Source organism: Paenibacillus sp. 11B (genome assembly GCF_030487755.1).
Classification (GTDB): domain Bacteria; phylum Bacillota; class Bacilli; order Paenibacillales; family Paenibacillaceae; genus Paenibacillus; species Paenibacillus vandeheii.
Map to the genome: position 1 here is coordinate 254768 of NZ_JAUKNS010000008.1, position 19312 is coordinate 274079.

General features: G+C 38.1%; 22 protein-coding genes. 2 read left to right on the plus strand and 20 right to left on the minus strand.

Features of this window, described 5'->3' with window-relative positions; all coding sequences use genetic code 11:
* Positions 1-81: 81 nt before the first annotated feature.
* The 15 genes from Q0V21_RS28610 to Q0V21_RS28680 form a co-directional block, all read right to left on the minus strand.
* Positions 82-654 (minus strand): hypothetical protein, encoded by a 573-nt coding sequence (locus tag Q0V21_RS28610; protein WP_301881755.1) that lies wholly within the window; start codon positions 652-654, stop codon positions 82-84.
* 148 nt (positions 655-802) lie between these two features.
* Entirely contained in the window at positions 803-1327 is a 525-nt protein-coding gene (locus Q0V21_RS28615; RefSeq protein WP_301881756.1) for a DUF1643 domain-containing protein, read from the minus strand.
* A gap of 206 nt (positions 1328-1533) precedes the next feature.
* Positions 1534-1932, minus strand: coding sequence for a P-loop NTPase family protein (locus Q0V21_RS28620; protein ID WP_301881757.1), 399 nt, complete (start codon positions 1930-1932; stop codon positions 1534-1536).
* A gap of 145 nt (positions 1933-2077) precedes the next feature.
* A complete protein-coding gene (locus tag Q0V21_RS28625; protein ID WP_301881758.1) occupies positions 2078-2728 on the minus strand; it encodes a hypothetical protein in 651 nt (216 codons plus the stop codon).
* A 225-nt stretch (positions 2729-2953) separates the two neighbouring features.
* Positions 2954-4063: a hypothetical protein gene (locus tag Q0V21_RS28630; RefSeq protein WP_301881759.1), complete on the minus strand. Its 1110-nt coding sequence runs from the start codon at positions 4061-4063 to the stop codon at positions 2954-2956.
* 230 nt (positions 4064-4293) lie between these two features.
* Complete coding sequence (locus Q0V21_RS28635) at positions 4294-5067, minus strand: hypothetical protein (protein ID WP_301881760.1); 774 nt, start codon at positions 5065-5067, stop codon at positions 4294-4296.
* 179 nt (positions 5068-5246) lie between these two features.
* Positions 5247-5756 carry a hypothetical protein gene (locus Q0V21_RS28640; protein WP_301881761.1) on the minus strand — a complete coding sequence of 170 codons (510 nt, stop codon included), beginning with the start codon at positions 5754-5756 and terminating at the stop codon, positions 5247-5249.
* A gap of 158 nt (positions 5757-5914) precedes the next feature.
* The gene (locus Q0V21_RS28645; protein WP_301881762.1) at positions 5915-6805 is read right to left on the minus strand and encodes a hypothetical protein; all 891 of its coding nucleotides are present in this window, start codon (positions 6803-6805) and stop codon (positions 5915-5917) included.
* A 246-nt stretch (positions 6806-7051) separates the two neighbouring features.
* Positions 7052-7579: a hypothetical protein gene (locus Q0V21_RS28650; RefSeq protein ID WP_301881763.1), complete on the minus strand. Its 528-nt coding sequence runs from the start codon at positions 7577-7579 to the stop codon at positions 7052-7054.
* Between the two features lie 599 nt (positions 7580-8178).
* Complete coding sequence (locus tag Q0V21_RS28655; RefSeq protein ID WP_301881764.1) at positions 8179-9975, minus strand: serine hydrolase domain-containing protein; 1797 nt, start codon at positions 9973-9975, stop codon at positions 8179-8181.
* Positions 9976-10339: 364 nt separating this feature from the next.
* Positions 10340-10645, minus strand: a complete 306-nt coding sequence (locus tag Q0V21_RS28660; RefSeq protein WP_301245163.1) for a hypothetical protein — start codon at positions 10643-10645, stop codon at positions 10340-10342.
* Positions 10646-10730: 85 nt separating this feature from the next.
* Positions 10731-11090, minus strand: a complete 360-nt coding sequence (locus tag Q0V21_RS28665; RefSeq protein ID WP_301881765.1) for a hypothetical protein — start codon at positions 11088-11090, stop codon at positions 10731-10733.
* Positions 11091-11155: 65 nt separating this feature from the next.
* On the minus strand, positions 11156-11413 hold the full coding sequence (locus tag Q0V21_RS28670) for a hypothetical protein (protein ID WP_301881766.1): 258 nt from the start codon (positions 11411-11413) through the stop codon (positions 11156-11158).
* A 477-nt stretch (positions 11414-11890) separates the two neighbouring features.
* Positions 11891-12196, minus strand: a complete 306-nt coding sequence (locus Q0V21_RS28675; RefSeq protein ID WP_301881767.1) for a WXG100 family type VII secretion target — start codon at positions 12194-12196, stop codon at positions 11891-11893.
* A 5-nt stretch (positions 12197-12201) separates the two neighbouring features.
* Complete coding sequence (locus Q0V21_RS28680; protein WP_301881768.1) at positions 12202-13590, minus strand: Tle-like phospholipase domain-containing protein; 1389 nt, start codon at positions 13588-13590, stop codon at positions 12202-12204.
* 103 nt (positions 13591-13693) lie between these two features.
* Here Q0V21_RS28680 and Q0V21_RS28685 point away from each other — a divergent pair, with 103 nt between their 5' ends.
* Positions 13694-14014, plus strand: coding sequence for a hypothetical protein (locus Q0V21_RS28685; RefSeq protein ID WP_301881769.1), 321 nt, complete (start codon positions 13694-13696; stop codon positions 14012-14014).
* 255 nt (positions 14015-14269) lie between these two features.
* On the opposite strand, the gene Q0V21_RS28690 is transcribed toward Q0V21_RS28685, so the two are convergent.
* Complete coding sequence (locus Q0V21_RS28690) at positions 14270-15061, minus strand: ABC transporter substrate-binding protein (protein WP_301881770.1); 792 nt, start codon at positions 15059-15061, stop codon at positions 14270-14272.
* 212 nt (positions 15062-15273) lie between these two features.
* Entirely contained in the window at positions 15274-15552 is a 279-nt protein-coding gene (locus tag Q0V21_RS28695; protein WP_301881771.1) for a hypothetical protein, read from the minus strand.
* Positions 15553-15895: 343 nt separating this feature from the next.
* On the opposite strand from Q0V21_RS28695, the gene Q0V21_RS28700 reads away from it, so the two are divergent.
* The gene (locus tag Q0V21_RS28700) at positions 15896-16852 is read left to right on the plus strand and encodes an IS30 family transposase (protein WP_301881772.1); all 957 of its coding nucleotides are present in this window, start codon (positions 15896-15898) and stop codon (positions 16850-16852) included.
* Positions 16853-16935: 83 nt separating this feature from the next.
* Here the strand turns inward: Q0V21_RS28700 and Q0V21_RS28705 are convergent, their stop codons facing one another.
* The 3 genes from Q0V21_RS28705 to Q0V21_RS28715 all read right to left on the minus strand — a co-directional run bounded on the left by Q0V21_RS28705 (position 16936) and on the right by Q0V21_RS28715 (position 19311).
* The gene (locus Q0V21_RS28705; protein ID WP_301881774.1) at positions 16936-17268 is read right to left on the minus strand and encodes a DUF3139 domain-containing protein; all 333 of its coding nucleotides are present in this window, start codon (positions 17266-17268) and stop codon (positions 16936-16938) included.
* Positions 17269-17804: 536 nt separating this feature from the next.
* Complete coding sequence (locus tag Q0V21_RS28710; RefSeq protein ID WP_301881775.1) at positions 17805-18401, minus strand: chloramphenicol phosphotransferase CPT family protein; 597 nt, start codon at positions 18399-18401, stop codon at positions 17805-17807.
* A gap of 184 nt (positions 18402-18585) precedes the next feature.
* Positions 18586-19311, minus strand: a complete 726-nt coding sequence (locus Q0V21_RS28715) for a hypothetical protein (RefSeq protein ID WP_301881776.1) — start codon at positions 19309-19311, stop codon at positions 18586-18588.
* Position 19312 lies beyond the last annotated feature (1 nt).

The window sequence follows — 19312 nt, forward strand, 5'->3', positions numbered from 1 at the left end:
AGAACGAGTTTAATCCAATTAGACACGCTTAAAATAATCAGAAATTTTTTTATAAGATGAATCAGCTTTCTCCGATATAACCTATTCAAATAAATGCCCTAAAAAATCCTTTTGCAACTTTTGTATACTTTCCTCTAAAAGACTTATAAATTCTTCAGCCCTTAACTGGTATGTGTTTATTTTATCTCTTATAAGTATTATGTCCTCTGTTCCAATGTATTCACTTTTCAATTCCCATAAAGCCTGATCAAGTTTAATTCCTGATTGTCTAATTTTTGTGTACATATCACTATACTGTTTTATTACAACAATACGTTTTAAATAAAAAATCTCTAGTGCACTGTGACACTCGACCCAAGTTTTTGTGATCTTCCAAAACCTCTCATCAAATTCACTTATTCTTGTTTTTATATCACTATTTAGATATCTATCATCAAATGGAATACTAAGTGTTCGATTTTCTTTTGTATTCTCTAGAAATTGAAAAAGCAATTCGATAAATTCATCATTAGCTTTTAATCTTAAATCTCTTTTAAATTTTTCTGTTTCATTCTTATATGCAGCTTTCTTCTGTCTGTTAACATTAATAAAAGAAACTAGCAGACCGGCTAGTGAAACTACTAAAGCAATATAAGAGATGTTTATGTTCTTCATGCTCTATCCTTCCTTTTCTTTTATCTTCCTGCTATTTCTTATAACGTTCCTGTATTCGCGACTCGACGCATGTCGAGTGTCCGGCGAATGCCGGACCAAGGGCGTTTGTCCGTAGCGTAAATATTATGTTATATGAGGTAGCATGCTTCTATGGATAATTAATAAGTTCCAATTCACCTAATCTACTTGGATGTCTACCTTTACGTTTTTGTTTGTCAATAAAGCACTTTATTTGCTTTGGCTTTTCTTTTATATTCATACTATTAATAATTTTATTTACTTGATATTTTCTTCTTTTATATTGGTCTTCATTAGATCCCCATGCAATTATTAATAAATCAATGTTTGTAATTGCCTTTTTAATCCACTTATCATTCTCCCCCCCAGTACTAGCTACGGTACTAACAAGAGCCGAATGTTTAGTAGCTACAAAAGCGAATAAATTGACCACTTTTAAAGTCGTATAGCCTTCTTTAAGGAGCATATTAAATACTTTCATTATAGATAAATCTAGTTTGTATTCATCGGCATAACTAGGATTCAACATAATAATTGTTGCGATTTTCTCACCTTGTTTAGCTTTCTCTACGGCACTCTTTTCTAAATAATATCTGTAGTTTCTATTGGCATCAGAGTAGATAGCTTTTGTTTTAACAGTTCCTGTTACTTCCATTTTTCAACTCTCCTAAATTATATAATTCAATGCTATTTCATATAACATTCACTGTATTCACGACCCGACGTATGTCGGGTATCCGGCGAATGCCGGATCAAGGGCATATGCCCGCAGCGTGAATATGATGTTAGATGATGGATAAGTCTTCGTTGAGTTGCTCTCCAAATGTTCAATAGGCTCTTTTATGATTGACACAAAAGTATTTAATCCCAGTCCAAATATGCTTGTATTTTTAATTCTTCGTCCTTACAGTCAGGACACTTTAGAAAATTCTCTTCTATTTCATCTAGCAAAGGCTTTTTAGGCATTTGCATATGACAACATGGACACTCAAAGTTATTTGTATAAGAATAATCTTTTGATGTTATATGCAGAAATGTACAATTTAATAAGTATCCACATTGTTGACAAACATAAAGCCCGTCATAACATTCAAAACTTGTATCTTCTTCATTCATATATTTTAAGATTTGTTGCCGCCCTTCTTCTTGTTCATACCATTCCAAAATATTTTTCAAATCTATGTAGTTAAAACCAATTCCTAAAGAAACATTTTGATTGTAAGAGCACTGTTTGCAATTTAATGTATAAGCCACTCCCATGTAAATAACCTCTCTCTTAAGAATGAATTTCACTTATCTTTCAACTAACGTTGTTGTGTTCCCGACGCCTCACCGACTTAAGCCCCGCAGTGGGAACATGTTGTTATGTGATGTTACCGCCTTCTGTGAGTTACTTCTCAAATTTTTATACTTTATCAGAAAGTATTTTCAATAATATCGATTTGTAATTTTCTGCTACTTCATATAAAGAATTAATATTTTCTGCATAGCCGGAAAAGACAGCTCTAAGTTTACTATCAACATTTTTGTTATCTTTTAAAATTGCTTTTGTTATCACGTTTCCTAAACTTTCGTACGGATTATGTTGATCGTTATTTCTAAATTTTCTTATATGGTCATCAATAAAATCGATAGTTATGTAATCATAGGTATTAAATTTGAAAATATTATCGTCAATAAATCTAATCATCTTAAAAAGTTCAGACTTCCCCACAAATCTGGTGTCTCTTTTATATCTTTTGTATTCTTGTTCTTTATTCATCTCATCAATAATAATCTTCGCACTAGTTTCAATAAATGAATATACATTAGAATATTCTTCTATTAAGGATCTGTTTAACATCTCTACAAATGAAAAAAAGTAACCTTCAAATTCTTTCAATTCCGCTTCAGTTTCAGCTTTAAAATAAGTATTTAATACCGTTCTGCTTTCAAAATCAATTTCAACTTCATAGGGTATAACATCTAAAATAGAATCTAGTTCAGTACCGAAATTATTCGCTTTATACTTAATATTATTAACGAGTAGGGTGTAGTTCTCTTCAATTTTTCTCATTTTCTATCCTCCAATTGAATATTAATCATTATTTTCAGTTTTTCTTTTGCGGTAATTGCACATAACGTTCCTGTATTCACGACGCGAGCCGACCTTAGATAGCATATCTCAGGCCGGCTCGTGTGTCGTCCGAGTTATCTTCCATGATTATACATCGGACGACCAAGGGGCATAAGCCCCGAAGCGTGAATATATTGTTATCTGAATGTATCTGTCTTCTTGAAATTACTCGGAAGTATTTTTGAAAATCTTGTTTATAATGTCTTTTTTATATTTTTCCCTATCTCTCTTAGTTAATAAATGGCTATTCCTAACGGTGTAAACTAATCTGTGGAACAAAGCTTCATGTTTGATTTTTGTATAGAACTCCTCTTCTTCAGGATCGTAATAATGATGCACAATATCAGGATGCTGCAGTTCCTCGATTTCTAGAGGATGTTTTGCATAGGGATTATGAAATATATTAATTCCTTCTATTAAAGATTCTCTATAAATATTTTTCTCTTCGACACCTTTAATTTTATCAAGACCATAATCGTTATACTTCTCAAAAGCAATCAAAATAAGTCTGTCATCTTCGCTTAGAACTCTTGCCTTTCCGGAAGTGGCAGTATTACTAAACATAACAGCACTAATGCCTTCATATTTAGGATCCAAAAACAGTCCTAATGGTAGTTTTGTTCCATTTGGTTTGATAACCGCTTTTACTTTTTTATTACCATAGACAAATCTTTCTCCATCTATGTCTTCGTAATCAGGTATATCGAATGTATAGAGCAATCTTCTTATCGCATTGGTATTCTGAGTAAAAAAGAATGGTTGCTCAAAAGGAGCTACTGCAATAACAAAAGGTTTATTCTTACAATAATCTTTTTGGGAGTAGTCATCAATAAACTTATTAAACTTAAATGTCAAAGCCTGCATTAATCGGATAGTTGCAAGCTCAACGATATTACTGTACTCTGTGTACTTGTCAAACAATTCTATATCATGAAGTACATTTTCTCTTTCCCATTCGGGAAGTCCGTCCTTAGGATTACTTGCAATCACTGCCTCAACTAAGAATTCTTTATTGTTTTCTCCTTCAACAAAAAAATCAGGGGATTGATTACTAAAATCGACATCTAACTTTAATTCCTTAAAGCAAGCAAATAAATACAATTCCCAAAAACTTGAATTGAATGTTGTTTGAAATTCTGTAACAAATTTATTATCCCTGTCTACAAATCCTTGAGCCCAATCATTTAATACTTTCTTAATATATGAATCTTCACGGATAGCCAAAAAGTTTTTGTGCAATTTTTCTTTATCTAGTTCTGAATAAAAAAGATTCATAATCTTCCTCCTTGTTTCAGATATTTCAGATAACGTTCCTGTATCTACGAACCCGAGAGGCTTAAGGGAGCAAAGCGACCGGGTCCGACGGACTTAGCCTCGCAAGGTTGTCAGCTGACTCCACTTCTCCGCTTACACTTCTTGCGAACCAAGGGCCAAAAGTTCCGCAGCGTAGATAAGGTGTGATCGGATGTTATCGACATATTCGAACTTTCTCACATTTTCTTTCCTCATTTAGTTAATTTTAATACAGCATGTATAGTGGATAAATAATAATGAAACATCCATTCATACCAAACATCTTTGTCATAATCATCCATTTGTTTATCATTATTGTGCCTAATTTTATAGTTATTCACTATACCAAATATCATTTTGTCATGTTCTTTAGAGGTTAGTGTCAACATCTGATCTCTTATTGGCTCTAAAACATCTGCTAATATATTTATAGCCTTCTTCTTTTGTTCGTTATTTGTTGTGTAATGAAAGAACATTTTTATTGCCGTTTCAATCTGTTCGGTTATTTCATCGCTTGTTTCAATAGGTAAATCCTTATTCAGTAGATCATTTAAAGCCATTGTTGTGGTATTAATAATCCATCCTTTATCATTCAATTCATAACCATCATCCAAAAACCGAAGAAACTTATTTATTTGTATTCTAAATTCTATTTGAGCCTCTTCTTTCCAATAAACCTCAAAATCATCACGTATTCTAATATACTTATGTAATATCTCAATAACAGTAAATAAAGTTTCTTGGTCATACCTTTGATAGTACTCATATATAGGATAAACTTTGTTGTTTCCAGTATGTAAGAAAAAATATCCTGACGGACTGGGTTCCATAAGACACGGCTTATGTTTGTCTCCCTCAAAAGCAAGTTGAAAATATCCTTTATTATAAAAATAGAAATAAACTTCACCAAAAAACACACGAAAATCTTTAAAGCTAATTTTAATACTTTCAAGGTTTATCTTTCCATTCCTTTGCATGTAATACATCTTGTAATATACCTCCACTATTGTGTCTTTTCGAGAATTTCCGATAACTTTCCTGTATTCATGAACCCCGTAGGGGTTGTCTGCATGCATCCGCTTCCCCCGAGTTATCTATGGCAGACCCAGGGCCGAACGGCCGCAGCGTGAATATTATGTTATCAGAAGTGAGTTCCATCATTGAGTTACAAATGAAAATCTCTTTGATGTTCTATTAATTCAATTCCTACTGCATAATATCTCGCTTTTATATCAATATTATCCCATTCTTTTGGCATATTAGTTCTTGTCAGTAACTTCTCTTCTTGTTCAGTAATGGTAGCTGTCCAAAGGTATTTCTCTAACTGGTCGTAAATGAATTCAATTGTTAATCTATTTTCCTTTGCTAGATCTTCACATGGTTTTTGAATATATTTTTGTTTCGGAACCAAGTGTTCATAGCGCAATCCTGACCTTTTTCCAGATTTGAGAACTTTTAAAGCTAATGATGAAATGTAATCAGTAGTAAAGTGTTTATCTGCTGGCTTCATCGATATATTTTTTTTTAATAAGTGGATATGTAATATTGTCAAAAATTTATTTTTCCCTTCATTTATACCAATCATATATAATTTATTCTCGAAGGGTAAAGAACATAAGAATTCATAATAATTCTGGGCTAATACCATTAATATCTCTTCTCTACTCTGAGTCAAGTTATTTTCCCCTTTTTATATTTTTTACTTATTTCTGATAACGTTGTTGTATTCACGATCCGACACATGTTGGGTGTCCGGCGAATGCCGGACCAAGGGCATATGCCCGCAGCGTGAATATTATGTTATAAGATGTCCTCCACTCCCATGCTCAGCAATCAAATCGTTCTTATATTAAATCTATGAAGAGCATTATTTATTTCAATGACTTCATTCCACTCTGAAGAATCCGGCTCCCCCATTGGTAAAAACATAGTGTATGCTGCATAACCTAATTCGAATAAGGGTTTATCTGATTTCAGCAAAAAAGGAAATCCTATATGTGCAATTATTCCAAGCACTTGACTAGATCGGTCGCTAAAATATTTCTGATTTAACTGCTCTTTGATAATTACTCGTATTAATTCAGTGGCGGCTCTCACTGACTTATCTGCGTGATTGAACGTTTCTACTGTATTCATATTTTTATAAATTTTATCAAGTGAAAGTGCAATAAATCCGTAATGATCAGTCTTTTTTATCTGTGCTTCTGCTTCTTTAATATTGCTTTCAATGCTTCCTCGCCTATTTAATCTTTTAGCTGCTACTGAATATTTCTTCCCCTTGAAATTAAACGTAAAATCTGGTTCCTCAAGCTCGACTTCCAGACCGGATCTTTCGAATATTGAACTTAGATAATATTGAAATTGGTAATTCCATGGTGCAGTGTTCTTATTATTTTCAATGATACTCCCTTTAAACATCAATTGAATTTCATCGCGAACTGCATTATCTGTACATGATAAAACACTATTTGAGTTTGCAATCGTTATCAATTCCCAATAGTCTTTATAGCCTTCTAATAAATTTTTATAGTTTTCATTTATTGCTTTGTAGTCCTTAGAAGTTATAGCAATAATATAATCCTTGAAAGTTCTTTTTTTATATTCTTCAAATCGACAGTTATTGTGAATAATATAGCCACGACTTCTTAATTGATTAAGTGCTTTTTCAATCATTATCGGAACTTCAAACACTTCTTGATCAATACCATAGTGCGGTAATAACAAGATTACCACCTCCTTTAAGCCCTTGTTATAAATACTTTGAGGATTTCTTATAACGTTACTGTATCCACGACGTCCCACCGACTTAAGGCTCCGTCAGGAGCCGGCCGCGATGCGGTTAGTCGGTGCGGATGTGTCCGCCTGATTCTGCTTCCCTGCTATTCCCCTACGGGCGGACCGAGGAGCCGTCAGGATCCGAAGCGTGGATATGATGTTAGATGATGTTGCCGGCTTCTTGATATACCATTCTCAATATTCATTATTACATATCAAGCATCCGTGACATGACAATAGAATATTATGTTTGTCGCATTTTGGATAACCTACTGGTATTGTTGGTGTCTCATCTTGATCATTGTCTTCTATCCATTCTAAATACTGTTGCTCATCTACATCATTTACTTCAAATGCTATAATCATTTTTTTGAAATGTTCTAAACACGTAATGACCATTTCTTTATTAGGCTCATAACTCAACTTGCTCCAAACTTGCCCACATATTGCATTATCTAATGCTTCTATTAGGAACTCTTTCTCTTCTATAAAGTTTTCCGTTGCCCATGGTAGTTCATCGATATCAAAACCTACTGTTCCTATTCCAACAACTTCCTGATCTCGCTGAGCCAACCATATAATAAGTTCTTTTTCACGATTTGTTTTTGCTGTCATAGAACCACTTATCACTATTACTTCTAAGAACACTGCTGTTAAAGTATTAGTCATTGAGAGTGGTTGAATATTTTCTCTATTTCTTTTCAAAACTATTGTGTTTCCCATAGAATTAGTATCCCTTCATTTCGGCAATTTCATCTAACATCTAATCTATGTACTTCGTAAATACCACACATCCTGCCAGATATCTGAACTACGTATATGATAACCTATACGGATATATTTGCGAAGAAAAATTTGGTGAAAAAGGGAGAATTATTAGGATGCTCAATCCCCCATGTCCATACGATTCAGTGGGCTTTTAATACGCTTAATATTTTTCGTACTATCAATGCATATATCGCTGAGTTGTTAGTGCACTCGCATGACCGAGTAGCTCCTGAAAGTATCGTAGATTGGTCCCGTTTTCCAGTAAATGAGGACGAAGGAGTGTCTCAGAGCATGAATAATTACCTTTTCTACAATTCCTGCATGTCGTCTTACTTCTTCAAAAACCTCCTGCACGTTCCGCTCAGTAAGATGTCGACCAGAAGATTGTTCATGAAAAAACTAGCCAAAGAGCGAACTAAAACCAAGACAGCAGCCCCCCCATAGGAACTGCTGTCTTTACGTTTTTTATAATTGGCCCTACTTAATATCACTTCATTTAGGTAATCCTCCGAGCCTTTGTAATACTTGAAACATCTATATTCTCGTTTACCGTTCTAAACATACAAATGCCATCCCAAAACAAAAGCAGCCAAGATGAAAGCCGAGATGCCAGACATGATGTACATCATCTTTTGTTTTTTGCTGTAATTGTTCTTCCGCAGTCTGTAAATAAGCAAGCCAAGATATGCCACTGCTAGAACCACATAAAGTAAATTAAACATTAAATTGATCCGTAGCGAAGAATAAGCGGGATAACTTGGAAGTCTCGTGTGTATGATTAAAAGGTTAAGAGGAAGTACCGCACCTGCGAAATTAATGGCAAGACAATATTTATCAAAATGGTTTGGAGGATTTCCCCGTTTATTTCGTTTGTAAAGAAGCATCCGGATTAAATAGCCGATCAACACACTTAAACTGAAAACGATGGCTAGCGCAACAGGAATAAAAGATATTACAATCAAGTTCACCTTCAAATTCGATACAGGTAGGTAATCCATGTAAGGAGTGTAGGAAATTTTCTCAACAACGCCATTATGCTCGACAACATTATAAAGACTACTTAACTCAGCTTTTGAAAATTTGGTTATATCAAGCTGCCTGAATAAATCAGTAAATCTAGCGGCTGGCCGTCGTGCGGATTGAAAATATCCTCCTTCAGAAGTGACTGAATTAACATATGTACTATTACCGAAGATTTTGCTAATAAGTCCATAATAATAAATCTCCTCGAACGCAATGTTTGTCATGACCACCATTCCAAATTTGGATACTGGATCAAAGACAACTTTGCTTGAAAATCCTTTTAAATTCCCTTCATGCAACAGCGTAGATACCCCGTATTCCATCTCAACGAATCCATGCGCAAACCGAGGAATCGAAGTCTCGTCATAATATAGACTTGTTGACAACATTTCGTCTAACGTATCCCTCTTCGCAAATAATACATGGCTATCATCAACAGGCATCAGCGCTGCAAGGAATTTCCCTAAATCTTCTGCTGTCCCGATCGCTGCCCCTGTAGGATAAAACGTTACGTATACTCTGTTCTCAGGGATCCGTTTCAAATCTTTCGTATACCCCTCAATCTCATTCCTTCTTTGCACGATGTCCGGACGATCTTGCCCCGTTGGATGAACCGTAGTGTCGTTCATATGAAGAGGTTCAAAAATATGTTGATTAACATATTCATAATAAGGTTGCCCACTTACCAATTCCACGATGTAACCGGCTAATCCAACGCTATAGTTTGAATAACCAACGACGCTATTCGGTTTGTATATCTGTTTCGGCTCGTTTTTACGCAACGTTTCTCCTAAATCAACATTTTCAATCTCGTCGTAATAATACACTTCGGACGCTGTTTGATCTTCCCAACCCGCATTGTGATGCATCAGGTTCAATAGGGTAATTGGATCATCGTATTTCAGCTTTTTGAAAAATCCCTCTGGCAGATATTCTTGGATATCCGTATCCAAATCAAGCTTTCCTTGTTCGACAAGCTGCATCACACTCGTATAGACCAACAGTTTCGAGATTGAAGCCCATTCAAAAACCGTAGAGGTATCCGCCTTTCGCTGATTCTCAATATCTGCGTAACCATATGCCTTATTCACAATGGTTTCGCCATCTTTAATAGCCACAACCGAAACGGCAGCGGTATACTTCTCATACGAGGCAACATAAGTATCAATCGTTTCCTCTAACTTGGATATAGGAATCCTGGATGGTGTAGTCTCAACCTGTTTCTCATCAGCGAGGGCAGGTACTGCTATTGCCATAATGATAAATATGAATGACAAAACACAAGCGATTACTTTGTTTACAGTGTGATATCCACGATTCATCTGCATTAGCTTCTCTCCTTTTATTTTAAATGTTAATTACATACTCTTGTTCTCACGTATGCGTTTTCAAAAGAGTCCGCATGAATCAAGGTTATTCTCAAATGCAATTACACTCCATTCAGGAGAGAGGTCGGAGCATTTTTCCTATTAATTTGGGCGTGATGATCTCATCGGTCCATTTTGGTGTTAATGCTGCTCTTCTGTATCTTATATATTCTTTTGTCCAGCCTTCGAATTCTTCTCCTCAGAAACGATATGTAATGTGATTTTTCCTGCGTTGTTAGCATCCGGATCACCATACCTATAAAATAATCCATTGGAACGAACGACTTTACTCACATTATTCTTTCTTATAAATATCCTTCATTCATCACATATATCCATCTTCAGGTTCACCAACATCAAAACCTATTTTTGACGCTTCCAATTTGAACGTTTCTATCCAAGAAGTCCAATCATCATTATTCATCTGTGCATAAAATGCTAATCCACTAGGCTCAACGGATGCTTCAATAAAAACATCATCCTCTTCAGACCCAAACCAATATGGAATTCCACTTTTATAACCGATCCACCCTGGCATACTCTCATACACTTTAGAAACTTTATCCCATACCTCATCAGGCAGATCATACCTTATATTTAGGTTGCAATTATGAGAATTTATGTTTTTCATTTACCTTCTTTCCCTCTACCTCAGACGGACATCAAGATATATCCTCTATTTTTATTTATAAGTACCACACTCTTCAATGACTTGATCAAGGATCTATCTCTTGTTCTTTATATACTATTTTCGTTATCATTTTTGAATATTTTAATCTCGTTATTTCTATTTTAATCTTGGTATTACCTCTTCCCAATCCTTTGACTATTACGATGTTATTATTCACATCAACTATTTGTCCAATTGTGTTGAACTGCTCTTGTTTCTTGAGATCAAGGTATGTTACACAGCCAAGTATACAAAATACAATAAAGCAAAAAATTGATAACGCAGTTGTCCATGCAGGAGGATGATATGCTAAGTTATTGGTAGTTACTTGAATTACGATTATAAAAATAAATAGAACGATGAATAGAAATTGCTTTTTTAATTTGCCTTTAGCTTTTTCGTTCATAGGACTGTCTACCACCCATCTCCAGTTTTCCTATAACAACATGATTGAAGCCTTGTCCATCATAGTTAATTTTCATTCGTATTACGTCTCACTCTCATTAATGGATCTTTACGGAGATGAATCACAAAGTCTTGATTCGAAGTATGATATACAAAGTTACCAGGCTCTACTCGAAAAAATTCTTTATTCGCATCTTTTTCTGATACAGTACGAATTGGTGCAACTTCATCTACAATTTTTTTGTTATCTTCCTCATGATAATGAATGATAGAAACCAGAACAAATTGGTCAGAGAACAGTTCTCTAACCTCTTGCCATTTCATGTGTTATACCTCCTGTTATTCGTATTTGTTCAACTTTCTATCATTTTAACATATACCTTTACTTCATATATCATTCCTGTATTCATAACACCCAACCTAGTCCAATGTATCCTCACTTGAGTATGTAAAATGTACAAAGAAACCGTCTCCTTTGGTATATGGTTGCTCTCACTTCCATTTACTACGAAACGGTTTCTTTTGTTTTTTTAATTTTAAGAAAGGATCTGTTCCTTCTCATTACGACTTAACACATCAATAGCTTCAACAACTACCACCGCTATATCTAAGGCAAGGTACCGACGCTATGCGAAGGAGCAAACGCCCACACTAGCATTGTGATCGATCCGCAACATCATCTGAGTGTCATAAATTCGTGGAGAGTGTCATAAATTCGTGGATTGACATTCAGGCTTTCTTCATTACAACCCTGTGCCGATCTTTGTTGCAGCAGAATCTGCATACCACTGTTCGGATATCTCAGCTCAGCATGCTGTGCTCCCTCCGGTCTCTGAAGTCCTCACGGTCAGCTTCCTCCATCCTGTGGATGTATCGTCGCAATGCTTCTTTATGCGCCTCCAATTCATCCATTCGGCTGGATGTCCCCTCTAGAAATGATTGCATCTTGAATCCTAGCGTTGTGGCAGCATTTCCTGCCCAATCTTGCTCCAGTCTACTATGTATTGAACGCATCTTCTGCTCCTGCTGCATTAAGCGCTCTTGCAACTGCTCGCATTGATGAACGGCTCTTCTCAGATCGGATAAAAATACCGATATTCTCGCCATGTCACTTACCTCCTCCCGTTAATGAACTGGTCTGCCTGAATGAAATCTTCGTGCTTGCGTTCAATGTACTCGGCAATCTCGCTGATGGATTCCTGATACCAACGGTTAATTCGTTCCAGTGTCGCCGTAGCTTCGTAAGCGATTGACGTGAAGGAATGGCTTTCACTTGTGGAAGTATAAGCCTCGAACATTCGGATGGAAGCTTGTGCATCACTGGAAAACCCGCTCAGACTAAAGCGCATTTCCTTGGCTGCCTGTGCCAATTCCTCCGGCGTTAGTCGGATTGTGCCACCACCTTGACCTGACTTTCCATTGGATGCAGCCGCAATCAAGGGGGCCACCAACCCGCCAACGAGGTTTGACAAAGCCATCCGTGATTCCTGATAAGCATTCCAGCGTGGTGAGATGTCAATTTGTTTTCCTGTTGCGCGATCGATAAGTGGACCGACCAAGTTACCCTGTTCATCAAACTGATACTGGTTCATCGAGTGATATCCCTTGCCTTCTTTTTTGGAAAACGAGTCCATCAATCGAACAATATTACCGACCTGAAACTTGTCCAGATCGATATCAATTGGGAAATTGTATGTGACTAACGGGCCGCTGGGCCCCATCGGACGAATCGGCACCATGAGCTGGAATTGCAGCCTCCAGTTTTGGTACATCGCATTGGCCGAGTCAAAATCCTGGCCTTTGTAGTACGTGCTGCCAACATGTCTGTCATATTCAAAAAGTCCTCCTGCACCTACTGAATCGTTTGGCTGAACGATGTTCACCACTTTTTTATCATAATAACCCTCATTCACTTTCGCCAAGCTTGCATCGTCCAGCAGATTGGTTACACTCGGAGCACTGTATGTCATGGCCGACAAATCCTGTCGCGCTGCCACATATTGCGCTAAACCACCTCCAAGCGAATGTCCCGTAAGAGAGATACTTGCGTCAGGATATTTTGATTTGACTTGTTCATAAAGCACTTCCGCCTGATGAAATTGGTTGTTCTCCCAATCGATATCGTCCTTAATGGATTGAATAAAACTTTTCTTGAAAATGTTATGATGATTTGGGTCAGTTACGGCATCCTCCAGTTCTCTGGTACGTCCACCTAAAACATCGAACACATCTGTTTCGTAATCGGCTGCTCTCCCAAGCCAGCTCCCATCTGGCTCCGTTCCGCGGTAACCGATGACAATCTGATTCGTCTGATTGTTGTGGAGGATGACGGAATCGAAACCCGACACTTTATTGTGGAGCTTGGCACCTTCCGGTTCAATGACCTTCCATTGTGCATAATCCCCCTCCTCCGTAAGTGATGTTCCTGCAGTAACGTTTTTCTGGTAGGCTAAGTCAGATATTTCCTTATACAACTCATCGCTAATGTAATCGTTCCGCATAAGTACCTCCTGAATTGAACATTTCAATATGATTATGTAAACTAGTGATAATTCAATCTTTATAGTATATTAATACCAGTCTATGAAAGTAGAGGTGTCCCTTTTGAGAAAACCTTTCTTCCTTTTTGTAATCTTAATTATCTCATCTCTCTTGCTTGGAGCATGTGCCTCCGAAGAGGAAAAGATGATTGTATCCTCCGCCGAGAAGTTCGCTGCAAATTATATTCTCGAAAAGTACGGTGAAACCGTTCGTTTTACGGAGTATAGATTCTCTCCTCCCGATCTAAGCAAGTCGTTAGGCCTCCACGGCTACATTGAAGGCGATAAGAAAAAGAAGGTATTTGTTTTCGTGCAATACGATCCTCTAAGTATTAAGACACTATCGCTCCCTGAAGGAATATCCAAGAAACCAAATTCCAAATAGAGAGTTGAAGTATATTTTTAAAACGATCAATCGATATAAACGCTTTTGAAACTATAGGGAATATATGGATTGTATCTTTCGTCAATTACTTCTGTCAACGTTCCTTGCAACAATAAAATGAAGAAACAAATGCGATCTACATAATAGAATGATTGTGTTCTTAAGATATGATAAACCTCTGTTTAAAGAAGTTATCCACTAATTCGATGAATTCTGAATATACAAAAATAGAGGGAGTTACAGCAGAACTCCCCCTCATCCCAACAACTTCTGCTCGATCTGATCCACAATCCCATTAATACCTGTTGGCCCATAACAACCGATCCATGTCGCGGCATCTACCGAGTATATTTGCTGTCGCTCATCTGTATCTAACATCCCCCAGACACGTTGTTCTGTCGCGGATATGCCCTCCTGCATCATTTCGTTACTAAGCAAAAAATAGTGACTGGCCTGTACTGCCGGTAGTCTATCAACCGAGATATGATAGGCCGTGTCGGAAGTGTCCGCCACAAATAATGGAACAGGCAGACCCAGATCACGGTACAGCACAGCACCTGTACGATGAGCAGCAGAGTGAACCCGAACGAGAGAATCCAGCGGACGGATCAGTGCCACACTCTTACCTGCCAGTACCGGAGCCAGTTCTTCGGACAGCAAAGCAGTACGTCGATGATAATCCGCAAGTATTCGCTTGGCCTCTGCCCGCTTGCCAGTCAGTTCACCGAACAGACTCAGGATGGTCTGCCAGCTCTCATTACGCTTGAATATAATCACTGGAGCGATTCGACTTAACCGTTCATGATGCTGATCATGCACCTCAGTGCAGATAATCAGATCCGGTAATAATTGTTCCACCACAAGCAGATTAGGGTACTCATACGTCCCGAGTAATTCGGTACCCTGAAGTCCTGCTCTGATATATTGAGGGAAATTGACCACCGCACCTCCCGATCCTACACTTCCTGCTGGAGACAATCCAAGCGCGAGCAAATGATCGGCATATTGAACATCCAGCACGGCGATACGCTGTGGTGATTCAGTCACTTGATGTTCACCTCGCATATGGCATATCACCGGGCCTTGGTCCGACTCGTACGAAGAAGCCAATTCCTTGTTTCATGATGAATCCCCCCTTATGTATTTAATGATAATGATTTTCATTATCGAAACATAAAGAGAGTATAAACGATCTCCTCATCGCGTTACCATGTACTTTTGCGACATTTGAGCTGGACTAATGCGACATCACCAGCCGCTTATCCGCCCTTTAATTTCTCAGCGATATACGCTTGCAGTCGGTAAATGTCTGAAAGAAACTCTCCTTCCTCTGGCGTATTTCCATACTCCCCTAGCCAGCGCGGTGTACGGATATGCCACTCGTCTGTCAGGTAATACTTTTCATCGCGATACTCTAAAATATGTCCCAGGAAATATTCCAGAGAACCGAAGGATTGTTTATGAGTGTCGTTTATGATGGTTTGTGTTTGTTCAATGATCGCCTGCAACATGTGTTGGATATGATCTTCTGGATTCATAGAGTTGCCCTCCTTACCATCATTTCAAGATGTATCTGAAACTACGAATATAATAGTTCATACGGATACGTTTTGAATAATAAATTAGCGAACAAAAAATAATTATGCTGATAGTGACAGGAGACATTTTAATTGAATTGACCAGAGTCTTCTTTGAGAATAGCACTTTCATGCATTCGGGAAACTACCCTCTATTTCAACTAGTTATCGTTTCACCGAGAATTTGAAATGACGGATTGTAATATGAAGTGCGACACCCTACTGAAATAAAAAAATGGCTCATAGCCTGATTCGTGTAGAATGAAAGTTACCACACCAGCATTCACACAAGGAGAATCAGTCCATGAGTTATTCACATCTTAGCATAATCGAACGCAGCAAGCTAGAAATCCTCCACAGACAAGGCAAAAGCTCAAGAGCTATTGCAAAAGAACTGGGGAGGCATTCGTCCACGATTTGCCGTGAACTAGATCGTGCTAATTCATCGTATCCCTATCAGGCAGAACACGCTCAGAACGCTTATGAGAAGCGTCGTCAATCCTCTGTCTCTTCAGGTAAATGGTCAGACACCTTAGCTGCTTCACTGGAGGAAAAACTGAAGGCAACGTGGTCTCCGGAACAGATCAATCAACGCTTCCGTACCGAAGGCTTGCCAGCAGTATCCTTCAAAACGATCTATCGCTGGATCTACGCAGGTCGACTGGTTCAAGGCACGTTACAGGCTCTCCGGCACAAAGGAAAGCGTCAGAAACCCGCAGAAAATCGCGGTAAATTTGCCATTGGCAGATCCATTTCGGATCGTCCCCAAGAGGTTCGTTCTCGTGAAACGTTTGGGCACTGGGAACTGGATACCGTCGTATCAGGTCGTGGGAAAAGTAAGGGATGCATAGCCACGCTCATTGAACGCAAAACCCGTCTATATACCGCCATTCTCATGCCTGATCGCACCGCTTTGTCTATGGAAATTGCGCTTGGTGTAGCCATCTCACAGTATCCCACAGGCACTTTCCTCACCGCCACGGCTGACCGGGGAAAGGAGTTTGCATGCTATGCCAATCTGGAAACAAGCCATGACCTGCACGTTTATTTTGCTGATCCATATTCGTCTTGGCAACGCGGTTCCAATGAGAATGCGAATGGATTGCTTCGAGAGTTTTTCCCGAAAGGCACCGATCTCGCTCAAGTTGAGGATGAAGATCTTGCCAATTCACTAGATCTAATAAACCACAGACCACGAAAATGCTTGGGTTGGAGAACCGCTCACGAATCTTTCACAGAGGAACTGTCGCACTTGGTTTGACAATCTGTCAAATAAAAAAGGAAGGTTCTTCTCCATTCCATAAGGAATCAGATAACCTTCCGTTGCTTTATCAAACTGAATAATTATTCTTCGCTTTTTTTTAAACGTTGAGGAGTTTTAGGATCTAATTGATGCCACTTCGGAACCTCACCATCTCCATCCGTAAAGATATATTTAGTTTCTGGATCATCTGAAAATACAACGTATACAGGATATTTAGGCATAGAGCTTAACTTAGCCTCTATACTAACAATTTCTTCTTCTTTATATCCCTCGACATTTATAAGGTGTTCTTTTAGGCTTGCTTCAAGAGAATTGTATTTGAACTGTAAGAATACATAAAAACCGACTATTAATAATAAGACTAGAATTATAGCACCACTCAGAATCATTTTTATGCTTCCCGTTTTTTTCATATAAACCTCCTAACGGTAATATTGGCATTAATTCTATCAAACCAACTTTAATCTCTAAAGAAAAGAAACTCTTTAACTTTTGAAAAGTCAGAGTTTCTGTGTAGCTTTTATTCATAATTACTTGCGTACAGCTTTAAAAGAGGTTGTATAAACAAAATGGTTAGACTTAGTAAACGCTGAGGAGTTACAAAAAAATTAGTATCACCGATTTTACCTTTATCAGAAATCTCAAAACCCTCTCCATAGTAAAAAGCTTGCCATATAAATTTGGAACAATAGATTGGACTAAGTGTATCTAGGAGTGAGTCGATTCATTTAGCAGCTTCTACACCACGGCCATTAAGCCTTTTGAATTGTAAATTTATATATATTCGTACAGGATTATTTAATATTTAAAGCGAATCGACAACAGGCAGGACGAGGTGGGAATTCTTCCACGTAACAGAAGTCATATCTATGAGTTCATTTCTAACCTGGCTCAGGATCAAATAGGCAATAGTCTCTATGCGTAGGGTGTGATCTGAGGCATCCATGTTCTATGAAACACTAATCTCTCTTCTACTTAATTTCTTAAATGCCGAGTATTCCTGTTCGGAATTTATATAACTTAATATCTTTTCCGCACATGCAGCTGAGCTAAGCTCTTCCGTGTTCACTTCCAGATCATATTCATCATAGGAGTATATGTAGTCGAACTGGGAATGGGCGAGTCCAATCGCTCGATCTCCCCTGCTTTGCTCTCTTCTGGTGAGTTCTTCCTTTGAGCAGTGTACGCCTACAAACAATATCGGATAATCCGAAAGCAAATCATAAAAACCATTAAACCACTTGTCATTACTGATGACGGTATCCACGATGACATTCAAACCCAACTCCGAAAACAGTTTAATGGTTGCATAGTACAATGAGCCAATTGGGTCAAAAAGGATATCTGACATCACATTGGCTTCCAATTCTCTTGTTGGTTTCATATCTGGATATGTAGTATCGATGAAATGATCATAATTTTGGAAAAATTGATCTACAGATAGATGGTGAAATGGAATCTCTCCCTGATTTTTCAATTCCACCGCGATGCTCGTCTTCCCCGAGCTTGACGTTCCGTTCAAAAATATAATGAGTCCTCGTTCCACATTAATCACCCTTATCATTAAAATTGGCAGTACCTTTCAGATCACATTGTTGTTTTTGCTAAGTCTAAGCTGGCCTGTAAATCACTGAATTGTGCTAATACCTTGGTGTTCTAACTGACAATGAACATCCTCCCCATTGCTTCGTATCCTTTTTAGAAGTTCGGTCAAAACAATTGTAGTGGTATTAACGTCTGCCGATAAATAGCTTATTTTGACTCCAATGAAGATTATAGCCATAACGGTATAGCTCAAAGTAAGGATACAGGCAGTCATCCGCTTCCTGTAAACCTTGATAGCGGGGCCATTGTAAATAATAGGCTACCCAATAATCGCAAGCGATGGAATAGTACGCTTCGCTCAATAGCTCGATATTTTCGCTGTAATCGCTACGTGAACGGATGAGCTCTCCGAGTGCTTCGTAAACGACTTCACTATCTTCTTCATCCGTGCCTTGAATCAGTCTTTGCTGTAACTTGCCAATTTCACCCGGCGGCAATACGACGACCTCCTTTACACATGCCAAAGCCCGGATTGCTTCCTTCGCTGAGTCCGCCTCTACATCTTTCTCGGGCACTATGGAGAACAAGCTCTTCAATCTTTTAATCAGCTCCTCCCCCAGACCACGCAACGTTCCTTCGGAAGCATCCTCATTTCCACCGTTGAAATAACCTGGCACATATTCGCCGGCGAAATCCTCAGGATTCAACATCTCATAGATCGGACGTATTCTATCCAAAAAACGTTGGCCGTCCGGAATGGGCTCAAACACACGTTCCACTCCTGTTCCAGATGGCATGAACCCTTGAAAAAAGCCGTAGAGATGATCTGCTTCGACCTCCATATCATCATCTGGTTCTATTTCTTCTCCGCTCAGTGCTAACAAATAGCGCCCATACTCCTGCTGATCCATT